This window comes from Actinoplanes sp. NPDC051537 (assembly GCF_055586105.1).
Map to the genome: position 1 here is coordinate 37,903 of NZ_JBVJIU010000009.1, position 13,775 is coordinate 51,677.

General features: G+C 68.9%; 14 protein-coding genes. 2 read left to right on the plus strand and 12 right to left on the minus strand.

What is annotated here, in order from left to right:
* Positions 1-15: 15 nt before the first annotated feature.
* Positions 16-1,542, plus strand: a complete 1,527-nt coding sequence (gene qcrB, locus ACZ6TB_RS22665; protein WP_465556617.1) for a cytochrome bc1 complex cytochrome b subunit — start codon at positions 16-18, stop codon at positions 1,540-1,542.
* 19 nt (positions 1,543-1,561) lie between these two features.
* On the opposite strand, the gene ACZ6TB_RS22670 is transcribed toward qcrB, so the two are convergent.
* Positions 1,562-2,587, minus strand: a complete 1,026-nt coding sequence (locus ACZ6TB_RS22670; RefSeq protein WP_465556619.1) for a sialidase family protein — start codon at positions 2,585-2,587, stop codon at positions 1,562-1,564.
* Between the two features lie 314 nt (positions 2,588-2,901).
* On the opposite strand from ACZ6TB_RS22670, the gene ACZ6TB_RS22675 reads away from it, so the two are divergent.
* On the plus strand, positions 2,902-3,846 hold the full coding sequence (locus tag ACZ6TB_RS22675) for a PaaX family transcriptional regulator (protein WP_465556621.1): 945 nt from the start codon (positions 2,902-2,904) through the stop codon (positions 3,844-3,846).
* On the opposite strand, the gene ACZ6TB_RS22680 is transcribed toward ACZ6TB_RS22675, so the two are convergent.
* The 11 genes from ACZ6TB_RS22680 to ACZ6TB_RS22730 all read right to left on the minus strand — a co-directional run bounded on the left by ACZ6TB_RS22680 (position 3,843) and on the right by ACZ6TB_RS22730 (position 13,753).
* Positions 3,843-4,421: a TetR/AcrR family transcriptional regulator gene (locus tag ACZ6TB_RS22680; RefSeq protein ID WP_465556623.1), complete on the minus strand. Its 579-nt coding sequence runs from the start codon at positions 4,419-4,421 to the stop codon at positions 3,843-3,845. The genes ACZ6TB_RS22675 and ACZ6TB_RS22680 overlap by 4 nt on opposite strands.
* Positions 4,418-4,984, minus strand: coding sequence for a TetR/AcrR family transcriptional regulator (locus ACZ6TB_RS22685; protein WP_465557233.1), 567 nt, complete (start codon positions 4,982-4,984; stop codon positions 4,418-4,420). Before ACZ6TB_RS22685 ends, ACZ6TB_RS22680 begins: the two co-directional genes overlap by 4 nt.
* Entirely contained in the window at positions 4,984-6,660 is a 1,677-nt protein-coding gene (locus ACZ6TB_RS22690; protein WP_465556625.1) for a purine-cytosine permease family protein, read from the minus strand. Before ACZ6TB_RS22690 ends, ACZ6TB_RS22685 begins: the two co-directional genes overlap by 1 nt.
* Before the next feature lie 88 nt (positions 6,661-6,748).
* Complete coding sequence (locus ACZ6TB_RS22695) at positions 6,749-7,432, minus strand: ATP-binding cassette domain-containing protein (protein ID WP_465556626.1); 684 nt, start codon at positions 7,430-7,432, stop codon at positions 6,749-6,751.
* A 1-nt stretch (position 7,433) separates the two neighbouring features.
* The gene (gene urtD / locus ACZ6TB_RS22700; protein WP_465556628.1) at positions 7,434-8,237 is read right to left on the minus strand and encodes an urea ABC transporter ATP-binding protein UrtD; all 804 of its coding nucleotides are present in this window, start codon (positions 8,235-8,237) and stop codon (positions 7,434-7,436) included.
* A complete protein-coding gene (gene urtC, locus ACZ6TB_RS22705; protein ID WP_465556630.1) occupies positions 8,234-9,328 on the minus strand; it encodes an urea ABC transporter permease subunit UrtC in 1,095 nt (364 codons plus the stop codon). The genes urtD and urtC overlap by 4 nt, the downstream gene beginning before the upstream one ends.
* Entirely contained in the window at positions 9,325-10,209 is an 885-nt protein-coding gene (gene urtB / locus ACZ6TB_RS22710; RefSeq protein WP_465556632.1) for an urea ABC transporter permease subunit UrtB, read from the minus strand. The genes urtC and urtB overlap by 4 nt, the downstream gene beginning before the upstream one ends.
* Positions 10,210-10,313: 104 nt before the next feature.
* Complete coding sequence (urtA, locus tag ACZ6TB_RS22715; RefSeq protein ID WP_465556633.1) at positions 10,314-11,609, minus strand: urea ABC transporter substrate-binding protein; 1,296 nt, start codon at positions 11,607-11,609, stop codon at positions 10,314-10,316.
* Positions 11,610-11,947: 338 nt separating this feature from the next.
* Positions 11,948-12,811, minus strand: coding sequence for a CU044_5270 family protein (locus ACZ6TB_RS22720; RefSeq protein WP_465556635.1), 864 nt, complete (start codon positions 12,809-12,811; stop codon positions 11,948-11,950).
* Positions 12,804-13,412, minus strand: coding sequence for an RNA polymerase sigma factor (locus ACZ6TB_RS22725; RefSeq protein WP_465556637.1), 609 nt, complete (start codon positions 13,410-13,412; stop codon positions 12,804-12,806). Before ACZ6TB_RS22725 ends, ACZ6TB_RS22720 begins: the two co-directional genes overlap by 8 nt.
* 44 nt (positions 13,413-13,456) lie before the next feature.
* Positions 13,457-13,753, minus strand: a complete 297-nt coding sequence (locus ACZ6TB_RS22730) for a helix-turn-helix domain-containing protein (protein WP_465556638.1) — start codon at positions 13,751-13,753, stop codon at positions 13,457-13,459.
* Positions 13,754-13,775 lie beyond the last annotated feature (22 nt).

Consider the following 13,775-nt stretch of genomic DNA (forward strand, 5'->3'; position numbering starts at 1 on the left):
GGGAAGGGGCGTGGCATGCGCGCGATCGAGAAGACGGCCAAGGGCGCCGACGAACGCTACAAGGTCGCCACGCCGTTACGAGCACTGCTCAACAAGGTCTTCCCCGACCACTGGTCGTTCCTGCTCGGCGAGATCGCCCTGTTCTCGTTCATCGTGCTGCTGCTCAGCGGGGTCTTTCTCACGCTCTTCTTCGACCCCTCGATGCGCGAAACAACCTACGACGGTCCGTACGCCGCCCTGCGCGGGACGTCGATGTCGGCGGCGTACGAGTCATCGTTGCGGCTTTCGTTCGAGGTACGCGGCGGGCTGTTCATCCGGCAGATGCACCACTGGGCGGCGCTGCTGTTCCTGGCCGCCATCGTGGTGCACATGCTGCGCGTCTTCTTCACCGGCGCGTTCCGCAAGCCGCGCGAGGCGAACTGGGTGATCGGCCTGCTGCTGTTCTGGCTGGCGTTCCTGGCCGGGTTCACCGGGTACTCGATGATCGACGACGGGCTCTCCGGCGCCGGGCTGAGGATCGCCCAGGCCATCGTGCTGTCCATCCCGGTGGCCGGCAGCTGGCTGTCGGCGGCGCTCTTCGGCGGCGACTTCCCCGGCCACCTCATCGTCGGGCGGCTCTACATCGTGCACGTACTGCTGCTGCCGGCCGCGCTGTTCGCGCTCATCACCGTGCACGTCGCCCTCGTGTTCGTGCAGAAGCACACCCAGTGGCCCGGCCCCGGCCGCACCGAGAACAACGTGGTCGGCGAGCGGTTCGTGCCCCGGTACACGCTCAAGCAGGGCGGCTTCTTCATGGTCGTCTTCGCGGTCATCTCGCTGATGGCCGGCCTGTTCCAGATCAACCCGGTGTGGCTGTACGGACCGTACCGTGCCTACGAGGTGTCGGCCGGCAGCCAGCCCGACTGGTACGTGATGTTCCTCGACGGCGCGATCCGGCTGATGCCGAACTGGCAGGTCTACCTCGGCAACTACAGCATCCCGCCGATCTTCTGGCCGGCCGTGGCGTTGCCCGGCATCCTCACCGTGGCGCCGATGGCGTACCCGTGGATCGAGGCGCGGCGCCACCGCGACCGCGCGGCGCACAACCTCCTCGAACGGCCCCGGGACAACCCCGCCCGTACCGGCCTGGGTGCGATGGCCGTGTCGTTCTTCCTCATCTGCATGATCTCGGGCGGGAACGACATCATCGCCGACAAGTTCCACATCAGCCTGAACGCGATGACCTGGGCCGGCCGCATCGGGTTGCTGGTGGCGCCGCCCATCGCCTACTTCGTGACCCGCCGGATCTGCCTGGGGTTGCAGCAACACGACCGGGAGGCGCTGGCGCACGGCGTCGAGACCGGCATCATCCGCCGGCTCCCGGACGGCGGCTTCGCCGAGGTGCACCAGCCGCTCCCGCCGGCCGAGTACGCAGGGTGGGCCGTACCCAAGAAGATGAACCGGCTCGGCGCGCTCGCCCCGGCGGTCAAGGGCTTCTTCGTGGCAGTGGAGAGAAAACCGGAGCGGGAGCCACAACCGGAGAAGGAGCTCACCAACCGGTGAGCGACATCGGCCGCGGCGGTCAGGCCAGCGGAACCACGCCGGCCTGTATCGGGCCGTTCTCGGCGTAGTTCGGGCCGGTGATGATGAACAGGAAGCCGCGTTGCCGCCGGGAATCCGTACCTTCGAGGGGGATGGTTTGCCGGCTGTAGCCGCCGGGGATCGCCGAAGACACCCGTGTCCACTTGCCGGGATCGCCGAGGTGACAATTGACGAAGAGGTCCTGGTCGCCGTTCGCCGTCACCACGATCGTCCCGTTCGGACCGCCGGAATCCGACCACGACACGGTCGGCGCGGCCGACGGGATGTAGCCGTCCTGATCGTGCAGCACGATGTCACGGGCCGGTCCGAACGACTCCGGATCCCTCGCCAGCTTGTAGTGGACGGCGTAGAAATTGTCGCCGGAGTTGCCGCCTGCCTCGTGAGTCAGGATCCACAGGCGCTCGTGAATCCGGGCCACCGTGGTCATGCCGGGGCGCTGGTCGTAATCCGTACCCACGGCGTCATCGACGACCGGTCCCCAGGTGCGCAGATCCCGACTGGTTTGGTGTGCCAGTTTCTGCCCGTATCGAGGGTCTCGCTGATCGGAGTAGTAACAGATGAGCCGGTCGGAGTGCAGCAACAGGAACGGCTCCCACACCGGAGTGTTGCCGTTCTCCGGAATCGGCGCGCCGCCCTCCGCAACGGTGCTCAGGAAGGTCCACGTGACTCCGTGGTCGCGGCTCGCGTACAGCTGGATCTTGGTGCTCGTGAAGCTCCCGAGCGCATTGCCGGCGCACAAGAGCGTGCCCTTCGGGAAGCCGGCGAAGGCTCGCGGCAGCTCGTACAGAAACGGCTGGAGCCACACGCCCGACGTGTCACCGGTGCTCGGCACATTGCTCAGCTCGGACCAGGTGTGGCCGTCGTCGTCACTCCGGTAGATGGGGAACCCCGGCGCCCCGAACTGCTGGAACGTCGCCAGCCAGGACCGCGAGTTGCCGAGTCGTACGGCGCGGGCGTACGCCGCTCCGGATCCCGGATCGGCAACCACCACCGGACCGAACGGCATCGCGCCATGCGGTCTTCCCGGACCGGCCGGCGTCGCGAGCGCCGGTTCCGCCACGCCCAGAGTCAGCCCGGCCAGCGCGACGGCCCCGGTCCGCAGAAACGCTCGGCGCGATCGGGGCGCGGCTTCGCTCTCCCTCGCCGGTGGGACAGCGGCGGCGCCGGGCCGGAATTGCGGACGACCTCGCACGATTGCCTCCCCGTCGACAGCCCGAACCGCTTGCTGGCACCTCACATCAATATGTGTCAATCATGTTGCACGCGGGACGCGGTAGTGTCAATCGACAACCATCAGTGGACGGACGCCGGAGCAGCTACGTGGTCAGCCCGTACGACATCGAGGAAATCTTTCCCGACGACCCGGCGAGCGTGCGCCGGCAGCGCCAACAGGGCGGCACTACCGCGCAGAATCTGGCCGTGACGCTCGTGGCCGACTACACCCTGCACACCCGGGCCTGGCTACCGTCGGCGTCGATCGTCGCGTTGCTGGAGGAAGCGGGGATCGGGAGCGGCGCTGCCCGTACCGCCATCAGCCGGCTGTTCCGAAGCCGGATGCTGGAAAGTACCCGGGACGGGCGCCACAGCTCCTACCGCCTGACGACGGCCGCCGCCGCCGACCTGAGCGCCGGCGGCGCCTGGATCGCCCGATTCGCCACCCGTGGGGAGCCATGGGACGGGTACTGGACCCTCGTCTCCTTCTCGTTTCCCCAGGATGAACGCGGCCGCCGACGAGCCCTCCGGGGGCAACTGCGATGGCTGGGGTTCGCGCCCCTGTACGACGCGCTCTGGATCTCTCCCGACGCACCGAACCCGATCGTCAAACAACGGCTGACGACCAGCACTCTGGGCACCATGACCATGTTCCGGGCCCGCCAGGTGGACCTCGCCACCGCGGCCAACCGCAACCCGATCGACGCCTGGGACGTCGGGGCCATCGCGAAGCGCTACCACACCTTCATCCAGCATTGGGAGCCGATGCTGCCCCGAATCCGCGCGGGAGAGGTCTCCAGTGCCGCCGCGGTGCAAGCCCGTACCGAGATCATGAATGCCTACCGGCAGTTCCCCCTCGTCGATCCGGAGTTGCCGATCGAGCTGATGCCCGCCGACTGGCCGCGGGCGCGAGCCCGCGAGGTGTTCGTCACCGTCTACGACGGGCTCGCGGCAGCCGCCGAGGAACACGTGCGCACCCTGGTGGCCCGGTTCGGCGACTCGCCTTGCCCCGAGATCCGAGCCCACAGCACGGCGGAGATGGCGGCAGGCTAGGCCGGGGCGACGCGGTCGCGGATGCCGTCGAGCACCGCCTCCGCCGCCCACCCGGCGGCATCGGCGATGTCACGCCGGTCCATGCCGAACTCGCGGCGAAACGTCACCCAGGTCGCGGCGGAGTCGAGGTGGGACAGCGCCACGATGACTCCCCTGCGCTCCGCCGCGTCGAGGGACGGCACCTCGGCATCCAGCAGCCGCTCGAGGTGCGCCCGGCCGGACGACGGCGCCGCGCCGCTCACGCCGCGCATTGCCGCCTCGGCGACGACGTGCGCGAGCTCCGGCCGCGCGTCGTACCGCTGCATCGCGTCGCGGATCGCGAGGGGGATGTCGAAGATCGAGTGCGACTCATCGCGGGCGAACACCGTCGCCTCGATCCACGTCGCCGTCGCCAGCAGCAGATCGACACGCGTGGGATAGTTGCGGAACACCGTGCGCTCGGCGATGCCGGCCCGGCGCGCGACGAGCCGGAACGACACGTCGTCGCTGCCGACCTCCTCGATCAGCTCGGCGTAGGCGGCGAGGATCGCCGCTTGGTTGCCGCTCAGCGCCGGGACTGCCGTCGACCCGGTCACGGCTGGGCCCACGTCGCGTCGGGCAGCCTCGCGAGAACGGTGCCCACGGTGCGATCGAACGCGTCGCAGATCTCGCCGGCATCCAGGTCGAAGCCCGTGCGCAGCCGCGCCCAGAACATTGCCGACGAGAAGTAGCGAAGGGATGCCGCGACCCGCCGTCGGTCCCGCCGGTTGAGCGTCGGCGCCGCCACGTCGAGCATCGCCTCGATCGCGCGCGTGATGTAGGCAGGCTCGGCCTCGAGGGTCAGCGAGATCGCTGACGCCCGCGCGCTGACGTACGCGTACGCGGGCGAGGCGTCGAAGGCACGGAAGCGGTCGTGCACGGCGTCCCGGAAATCGGACACGGTCACGAACGGCGGGAGCGGGAAGCGGGTCTGCTCGATCCAGTTCGAGAGTGCGGCGAGCAGGTGCGCGCGCGTGGGGTACTGCCGGTAGATCGTGCGCTCCGAGATGCCGACCTGGTCGGCGAGGGCACGATAGGAGATGTCGTCGAACGTCTGCTCACGCAGCAGAACGGCGGCGCTGGCGAGAATCGCGGTCGCGGTGTCGACCGGCTCCTCCATCACGTCCCCCTGCCTCGCGCGGTCGCCCAGTGCGGGGGTCCGGTGACTTCCGGCGGAAGCACGTAGCGATCGGAATCGTCGAGCGTGAGCGCCAGGGACGACACGTATTGCACCTCGCCGAGTGGTCCTCGCTGGGCCGAGGCCAGCATATCCGGCCGCTCGAACGTATATCCGGTGACATGGCAACGGAGCCGCTCGCCCGAGGGGTTGCCGTCGTCGTCGAAGAGGGGCGAGTCGATGCCGTCGGACTGGCGGCGGAGGTAGTAGCGGCCCCGCGTGGCGACGGCCATGACCGGCGTGGCGACGACCGCGACGCCGATCGCGATGACCACCGAGAACGGCTTGACGGCGGGGCCGAACAGCCCGGCGAACGCGAGCAGCGACAGCACCGAGGCGAGTCCCACCGACACGAGCCCCACCGGGTTCCAGTCGTGCAGCATGCCGCGGCGGAATTCGGGGAAGCGCGGCGAGATGCGCAGCACCCACTTGTTGATCGCGATGTCGGCGGCGATCGTCACGAGCCACGCCATGACGACGTTCGCGTAGAGGCTCAGCACGAAGGAGATCAGGGTGAAGATGTCCAGCGTCATGAGCAGGTACGCGATCACGAGGTTGAGCAGCACGAAGATCGTACGACCCGGGTAATGCTTGGCCACCCGGGTGAAGATGTTCGACCACGCGAGCGAGCCCGAGTACGCGTTCGTCACGTTGATCTTCAGCTGCGCGACCACGATGAGCCCGAGGGCGAGGACGACGGCGAGCCAGTCGGGGATGAGGGTCTGGTACATGCCGACGAACTGCTTGACCGGCTCGGTCGCCTGGTGCCCGAGGGTGGGGTCAACCTCCACGAGGAGGTAGACGGCGAGAAACACCCCGATCACCTGCTTGGTGCCGCTGAAGACGACCCAGCCGGGGCCGGCGAACGCGAACGACGTCCACCACGAGCGGGCGTTCGACGGCGTGCGTGGCGGCATGACGCGGATGTAGTCGATCTGCTCCGCCAGCTGCGGGGTGAGGGCGAAGCACACGGCCGCGCTCGAGACGACCGCGCCGAAGCTGATCGAGCCGTCGGACGTGCCGGCGAACGACGTGAAGGCGCGCACCGCCTCGGGGTCGGAGACGAGAATCCACAGCAGCGGCAGCAGGGCGAGGGCGAGCCACAGTGGGGTGGTCCAGAAATGCAGGCGCTCCAGCGCACGCATGCCGTAGATGACGATCGGGATCACCACCACGGTCGAGATGAGATAGCCGAGCCACAGCGGCAACCCCGTCGCGACCTGCAGCCCCTGCGCCATGATGGCGCCCTCCAGGGCGAAGAAGATGCACGTGAAGCCCGCGAAGACCACTGTCGTGATCATCGAGCCGTAGTAGCCGAATCCCGAGCCACGGGCGATGAGATCGAGATCGAGGTTGTAACGGGCGGCGTAGTAGGCGACGGGCACGCCCACGATGACGATGACGATCGACGCGAACAGGATGCCGAGCACGGCGTTGGCGGTGCCGTGGTCGATGCCGATGCTCGCGCCGATCGAGAAATCGGCGAGGAACGCGATGGACCCGAGGGCGGTGGCGCCGACCGACGCCGCGCTCCAGCGCCGGAAGGTGCGCGGCACGTAACGGAAGGCGTAATCCTCGAGGCTGTCCTCCGCCGCCGCGCGTGCGTTGCCTGTGCTCACCGTGGCACCCCCTGACGCCCTCGCGTTGGGTATCTTCCGGGTCCGCTGTTACAACAGCGTTGCGGGCAAGGACGCCGGTCATGTCGGCTCAGATCGCCATGGCGCCTCGCACGGTGGAGGTGGCCGCCGCGCCCCCCTGGTCGGTCTGTGTGACGAAGCCCGAGGCGAGCACGACGTAGCGCTCGGCGGCCTCGAGGGCGAAGCCGATGTGCTGCTCGACGAGCAGCACGTTGATGCCCTCGGCGGCCAGCTGCATGATGGTGCGCTCGATCTCGGCGACGATCGTGGGCTGGATGCCCTCGGTCGGCTCGTCGAGGATGAGCAGTTTCGGCTCGGTGATGAGTGCGCGGGCGATCGCGAGCTGCTGGCGCTGCCCGCCCGAGAGCAGGCCCGCCTTGCGGGCTGCGAACTTCTCCAATGCGGGGAAGCGAGCCATCTGCGCGTCGATGAGGGCCTTGCCGCCCCGGCGCCCATCGGCGACGAGCTGAAGATTCTCGAGGGTCGTGAGCTGGCCGAACGCCTGCTGTCCCTGCGGCACGTACGCCATGCCGCGAGCGACGCGCTTGTTGGGGGCGAGCGACGCGATGTCTTCGCCGTCGAACATCACGCGCCCCTTCGACGGCTTGACGAGTCCGATCGCGACACGCAGCAGCGTCGTCTTGCCGGCGCCGTTGTGGCCGAGCACGGCCACGACCTTCCCGGCCGGCACCGTCACGCCGTGCAGCACCCGTGTACGCCCGTAGCCGGCCTCGATGTCGGTGAGCTCGAGCATGTCAGTTCCCCTCCCGATCCTGCGTCCCGGCTGCCATTTCGGGCACGACCGACATGGCGGCCGTCGTTGCGGCTCCCGCAGTGCCCAGATAGACCTCCTGCACCTTGGGGTCGGCCTGCACCTCGGCCACCGTGCCCTGCGACAGCACCCGGCCCTGGTGCAGCACCGTCACGCGCGTGGCGAAGCGGCGCATGAAGTCCATGTCGTGCTCGACCACGAGCACAATGCGCTTCGCCGCGACGCGCCGCAGAAGCTCGCCGGTCGCGGTCCGCTCGTCCTGGCTCATGCCGGCGACGGGCTCGTCGAGCAGCAGCACCCTCGCGTCCTGCACGAGCAGCATCGCGATTTCCAGCCACTGCTTCTGGCCGTGCGACAGGATGCCGGCCGGTGTGGCGAGCTCGTCGGCGAGTCCGGTCTCCTCCAGCGCCCGCTGGATCGACGCGTCGACGCCACGCCGGGTCCGCAGCAGCGAGCCCCGGGGGCGTTGGCGTCCGGCGGCGATGTCCAGGTTCTGCAGCACCGAGAGCTCGTCGAAGACGCTCGCGGTCTGGAACGTACGGCCGACCCCGAGGCGGACGATCTTGTGCACCGGCCGGCCGAGCAGCTCCCGCCCGCCAAGCTTCGCCGACCCGGTGGCCTTGGACAGCCCCGTGATGGCGTCGATGCACGTCGTCTTGCCGGCGCCGTTCGGACCGATGAGGAACCGGACCTCGCCGAGGTGCGCGTCGAAGGAGACGCCGGCCACCGCGGCGAACCCCGAGAACTCCACGTGGAGATCCGTGACGACGAGCGAAGCGTCGGTCACAACTTCACCGCCTCGAGCTCCGGGGCGGCGGTCGCCGCGACGGGCTGTTCGCCCGGGCTCCGGCGCGTCGCCGTGAACCGGGGAAGCAGCGACGACAATCCCTTCGGCAGGAAGAGGATGACGACGATGAACAGCAGGCCGACGATGTAGGTCCAGCCTTCGGGCCAGGTCGAGCCGAGGCTCGACTGCCCCCATCCGACCGCCATCGCGCCGAGCACCGGGCCGAAGAGCGAGGCGCGGCCGCCGAAGGCAACGCCCGCGATCATGAGGATCGAGGCGGCGGCGCCGATCTCGGCCGGGGTGATGATGCCGACGATGGGTACGAACATCGCTCCGCCGATGCTTGCCATCAGCCCGGCGACGACGAAGGCGACAAGCTTGATGTTGGCCGGGTCGTAGCCGAGGAAGCGCACGCGCTCCTCGGCGTCCCGGGTGGCGACGAGGAGCTCACCGAAGCGGCTGCGGTAGAGCTGCCACACCACGAGCAGGCACACGACGAGCAGCCCGGCCGCGATGAGGTACACCATCTCCCGGTTCGCCGAGTCCTTCAGCACGAAACCGAAGAAGTACTTGAAGTCGCTGAGCCCGGTGTCGCCACCGGTCTCGCGGATGGTGGAGCTGATCAGGGTGGCGAGCGCGACGGCGAGCGCCTGCGTCAGGATCGCGAAGTACGCGCCCTTCACGCGGCGCTTGAACAGCGCGTAGCCGAGGGCGCCGGCCACGATCACCGGAAGCAGCACGATCGCCAGCAGGGTGAACGCCGTGCTGCGGAACGGCTCCCAGAACGCCGGCAGCGACGCGAGCGGGTCGTAGAGCACCATGAATCCGGGGATCCCGTCACCGGCGCTCTCCAGCGTGAGGTGCATGGCCATCGAGTAGGCGCCGAGGGCGAAGAACACCCCCTGCCCCATCACGAGCATCCCGCCTCGGCCCCACGCCAGGCCGATGCCGACTGCGGCCATCGCCCAGCAGCAGTACTTGCCGAGGTTGCCGAGCCAGTGATCGGTGAGCACGAGGGGAGCGACCGCGAGGAGCAGCACGGCGAACACCCCGATGCCGAAGAGGGAAAGCCGTGGCTTCAGCTTCGTCATGCCAGACTCCTGGTTCGCACAGTGAACAGGCCCTGCGGGCGCAGCTGCAGGAAGACGATCACGAGGATGAAGGCGAGCACCTGCGCGAGGCTGCCGGTCGTCCAGTAGGCGAAGCACGAGAGGGCGACACCCACCGCCCACGCCGCGATGACGGTGCCCTTGAGCTGGCCGATGCCGCCGGCGGCGACGACGAGAAAGGCCGGGATGATGTACTGCGCGCCCATCTGGGAGTTCGTGCCCCCGATGAGTGACGCGGCCACTCCGGCGACCCCGGCCAGACCCGACCCGACGAAGAAGGTCAGGCGGTCGACGGTGCGTGTGGCGATCCCCGCGGTCTCGGCGAGGTCCCGGTTGTGCACGGTCGCCCGGATGCGGCGGCCGAACGAGGTGTACTTGAGCCAGGCCGCGAGTACGGCGACGCAGGCGGTCGCGAGCAGGATGGTGAAGAACTGCCGCAGCGGCCAGTGGTAGCCGAGGATGGTCAACTGCCCGTCGAGCCATCGCGGCTTCTCCACCGGGACTCCCTGGGACGGGAAGATCTGCAATGCCGCCTGTTGCAGAATCAGGCTGACACCGACCGTGACCAGCAGGGTGTCGAGTGGCCTCCGGTACATCCATTGGATGGTGCTGACCTCCAGCAGGAGGCCGAGCAGGCCGGCGACCACGAACGCGACCGGCAGTGCGACCACGATCGAGAGGTCGCTGGAGTCGATCACCTGCTGGACGAGGTAGGCGGTGAAGGCTCCGATCATGAGAAACTCGCCGTGTGCCATGTTGATCACGCCCATCTGGCCGAAGGTGAGCGAGAGACCGAGTGCGGCGAGCAGGAGCAGCGCACCCTCTGCGCTGCCGTTCAGCAGCGGTGGGATCAGTGCGTCCACGTACTCTCGCTCTCTGTGCGGAGTGACGGTGCGGGATTTTGAGTCCGGGTACGCGGGGTTGTCGCCGGCAACACGCAACCCCGCGTTCGAGCCGGGTGGTGCGATCAGCCCGCAGCCTTGACGAGCTGATCGCGGACGGTCGCCGGGAACCAGTCGTAGCCCTTGAGGAACGGGTCCGGGTCGATGAACTTGTCGGAGGACCAGACGATGTCGAACTGTTTCTGAGCGTTGATCTGGCCGATGTGGCCCGGCTTGGAGATGTGGTGGTTTTCGCCGTTGAGCGTGACCTTGCCCTCCGGCGCGTCGAACGTGATGGGCTTCGCCTTGGCCGCGGCGTTCACCTTGTCGACGTCGAACGAGCCGGCCGCCTCGACGAGGGCCTTGTACAGATACAGCGAGATGTACGCGGCCTCCATCGGGTCGGAGGTGACGCCGCTGCTGTTGGGGTAGGCCTTCCAGCTCTTGATGAAGTTCGGGTTGGTGTCGGTCTTGAGCGACTCGAAGTAGTTCCACGACGCGTATTGGCCAGTGATCTCGTGGCCCATGGCCGGCGCCTCCTCCTCGGCGATCGACACCGAGATGATCGGCGTCGTCGCCGCCTTGAGGCCGGCGTCGTAGTAGGCCTTGATGAAGCCGACGTTCGATGAGCCGTTGATGGTGTTGAAGATGAAGTCGGGTTTGGCCGCCACGATTTTCGCCATCTGGGTGGTCCAGTCGTCCTTGTCGAGGGGCACGTACTCCTCGCCGACGATCTGGATGCCGAGCTTGGCCGCGTAGAGCTTGATGATCGCGTTGGCGGTGCGCGGGAAGACGTAGTCGCTGCCGGCGAGGAACAGCCTCTTCACCCCCTTGGACGCGAGGAAGTCCATCGCCGGGATGATCTGCTGGTTGGTGGTCGCGCCGGTGTAGTAGATGTTCGGCGACGCCTCGAGGCCCTCGTACTGCACCGGGTAGAAGAAGAGGCCGTTGTTCTTCTCGACGACCGGCTTGACGGCCTTGCGGGAGGACGATGTCCAGCCGCCGAAGATCGCGGCGACGCAGTCCTGGGTGAGCAGCTTCCCGGTCTTCTCCGCGAACGTGGGCCAGTCGGTAGCGCCGTCTTCCTGAATGTACTTGATCTTCTTTCCGAGGATGCCGCCGTCGGCGTTGATCTCGTCGGCGGCCATGTGCAGCACGTTGGCGACGGTCTTCTCGGAGATCGCCATGCCGCCGGTGAGCGAGTTGAGGAAACCGAGCTTGATGGTGTCGCCGGAGGTGTCGACGCAGCTGGGCGCGGCCGACTGGCCGCCGGACGCCTCGTCGCCGGCGCGGGCGCCACAGCCGGTGAGCACGAGGGCGACGGTCGTCGCGACGGTGCCCGTGGCGACAAGCTTGCGCAGCCGGTTGCTGAGAGTGGACATAGGCGGGAACTCCGTTCCTGGTAAAGGAGCTGGGGTCGCGGCACAGCGGATGGTGCGGACGTGCATGTCCCATGCCGAGCCGCCGGCCTCCCGAGCGCCTCGCCAGGTGTCGTCAGCAAGGTGCAGCCGGCTGCTGCAGGTGCAAGAAGATTGGGCCCGCGTCATTACTCTGACATTTCTCGACCGTTCCAACTCTGTAACCGAGGCTCCGGTGGAGGTATGCGTATGCGTTCGGTGCAGGGAAATTCGTGGAACGTCGATGTCTTAGCTCTGCCATTCCAGGATGAGGCACACCGAGCGCGGCACACTTCTGACATCCGGACGCTGTTGTACGGGGGTCACGACTCCTGGCCGGCCCGGTCGACGATCGTGACGGTGGTGAGGCCCAGGTTGTCCCCGAGGAAGGCGTGTGTCGTCGCGTCGAAGACCAGCACCGTCGGGTCGGCGCCGCCGAAGTCCCAGGTGACGGTGGTGCAGGCGCGGCCGTCCGGTGCCGTCGTCGACCCGGTGACCAGGCCCGGGATCAGCGCGGCGGCACGTAGCAGGGCGGCCCGCTGCGCCGGGCGCAGGTAGTGGCTCACGGACAACTCCATGATGTCCTTGCCGGTGCTGTTCATGGTGCTCGCCGGATCGTCGCGCTCGTTGCGTTCGCGGAGGAAGGCGACCATCGCGGCGGTTTCGGCGGGGATATCCGGTTCGTAGGCCGGTTCGGGGACGCACTGCTCGTACCGGCCGGGAACCGGCATGTCGTCGATGGTCACCGGCCGGCGACCGGCCCGGCAGCCGGGGATCACCGACTCACGCCCGTCGTCGCCCCGCTCCAGGCCGTCGTGCGTCCCGTCGACCGACAGCCAGGACTCGTACACCGCCCCGTCCCAGCCGATCGAGCGGGTGTGGACGAACTGGTCGGCTCGGGGCTCCCGGTCCGGCTCGCGCAGCGCGGCCGAGGCGGCCAGTTCGAACACCTGGGCCGCCGGCACCATCGACGGGCCGGGCGCCTCGGCGCTCGGCGGAAGCACGGCCACCAGTACGGCGGCGGCAGCGGCGGCGAGACCGGCCGGCATCCACCCGTGCCGGCGCGCCGATCGCCGGGACGAGCCGGCGATCTCGGCCCGCAGGCGGTCCCGCGCGCCGGCCAGCCGGGGGTCGTCGAGGGCGGTCGGCGGCACGGCGTTCGCGCGGATCACGGCGAGTTCATCCATGCTCGTTCGCCTCCTCGTACACGCCGGTCGGATCGGAACCGCCGAGCGCCTCGCGCAGCCGGGCGCGGGCCCGGTGCAGCCGGGACCGCACGGTGCCGACCGGGATGGCCAGCGCGCTCGCGACCTGCTCGTAGGTCAGCTCTTCCTGGGCGATCAGCAGCAGCACGTCCCGGTCGCCGGGCGCGAGCGCGGCCAGGCCCGCGGCCAGCACGTCGCGGGCGGCCTGCGCGGAAACGTCGGCGGCGACCCGGTCGTCGTGGCGGTTGTCGTCGGCGCGCCCGGCGGCGGCGCGCTGGAGTCGATACGCGCGTTCCCCGTCGCGGGCGTGCATGGCGGCCAGGTTCGCCGCGATGCCGTAGAGCCACGGCCGGGCGTCGGGACGGTTGGTGTCGTACCGGTCGCGTTTACGGAAGGCGTGCAGAAACGCCTCGGCGAGCAGATCGTCGGCCTCCTGCGGGCCGACCCGGGAGCCCAGATAGCGGTGAATGTGACCGGCGTGCCGGCGGAAGATCTCGGTGAACTGCTCCGGGTCGTGCACCGACCGGCTGATGACCGCGGCGTCGTCGCCCACGGCGCTTCCGGCGCGCGGCGTACGCCTCATGCCGGGCACCTCCGACCGTTGGCGGACGCGGACGCGGACATCGGCTATCTGCTCACCGGTCGCGAAGGGTTCGCGCCACGGTGCTGATCCGGCGCTCGCCGGAGCAGTGCCCGCCCGAGCCGGGTGATCCGATGCTCGACGCACGGCCCGCAGCGCTCGGTGCTGATCAGGCCCGCTGCCCGCAACGCGTACGCGTGCTCGGAGGCCGACGCCGGGCTGATCCGCAGCCGCCGTGCGATCTCGGTGGTGGTGCTTCCGCCGCCCGTGCCGATCGTCGTCAGGACCAGCGTCCGCGTGCCGCCGATGAGCGCGGCCAGAGGCCGGTCCGGTGTTGCGGTCATGTCGTTCCCCCCGCCGAAAGTG

What these genes read in the sequence shown, in the direction of transcription:
- qcrB (WP_465556617.1), top strand. Translation starts at nt 16, where the DNA reads ATGCGCGCGATCGAGAAGACGGCCAAGGGCGCCGACGAACGCTACAAG.
- ACZ6TB_RS22670 (WP_465556619.1), bottom strand. Translation starts at nt 2,587, where the DNA reads ATGCCGTTCGGTCCGGTGGTGGTTGCCGATCCGGGATCCGGAGCGGCG.
- ACZ6TB_RS22685 (WP_465557233.1), bottom strand. Translation starts at nt 4,984, where the DNA reads ATGGAGGAGCCGGTCGACACCGCGACCGCGATTCTCGCCAGCGCCGCC.
- ACZ6TB_RS22695 (WP_465556626.1), bottom strand. Translation starts at nt 7,432, where the DNA reads ATGCTCGAGCTCACCGACATCGAGGCCGGCTACGGGCGTACACGGGTG.
- urtC (WP_465556630.1), bottom strand. Translation starts at nt 9,328, where the DNA reads ATGACGAAGCTGAAGCCACGGCTTTCCCTCTTCGGCATCGGGGTGTTC.
- urtA (WP_465556633.1), bottom strand. Translation starts at nt 11,609, where the DNA reads ATGTCCACTCTCAGCAACCGGCTGCGCAAGCTTGTCGCCACGGGCACC.
- ACZ6TB_RS22720 (WP_465556635.1), bottom strand. Translation starts at nt 12,811, where the DNA reads ATGGATGAACTCGCCGTGATCCGCGCGAACGCCGTGCCGCCGACCGCC.
- ACZ6TB_RS22725 (WP_465556637.1), bottom strand. Translation starts at nt 13,412, where the DNA reads ATGAGGCGTACGCCGCGCGCCGGAAGCGCCGTGGGCGACGACGCCGCG.
- ACZ6TB_RS22730 (WP_465556638.1), bottom strand. Translation starts at nt 13,753, where the DNA reads ATGACCGCAACACCGGACCGGCCTCTGGCCGCGCTCATCGGCGGCACG.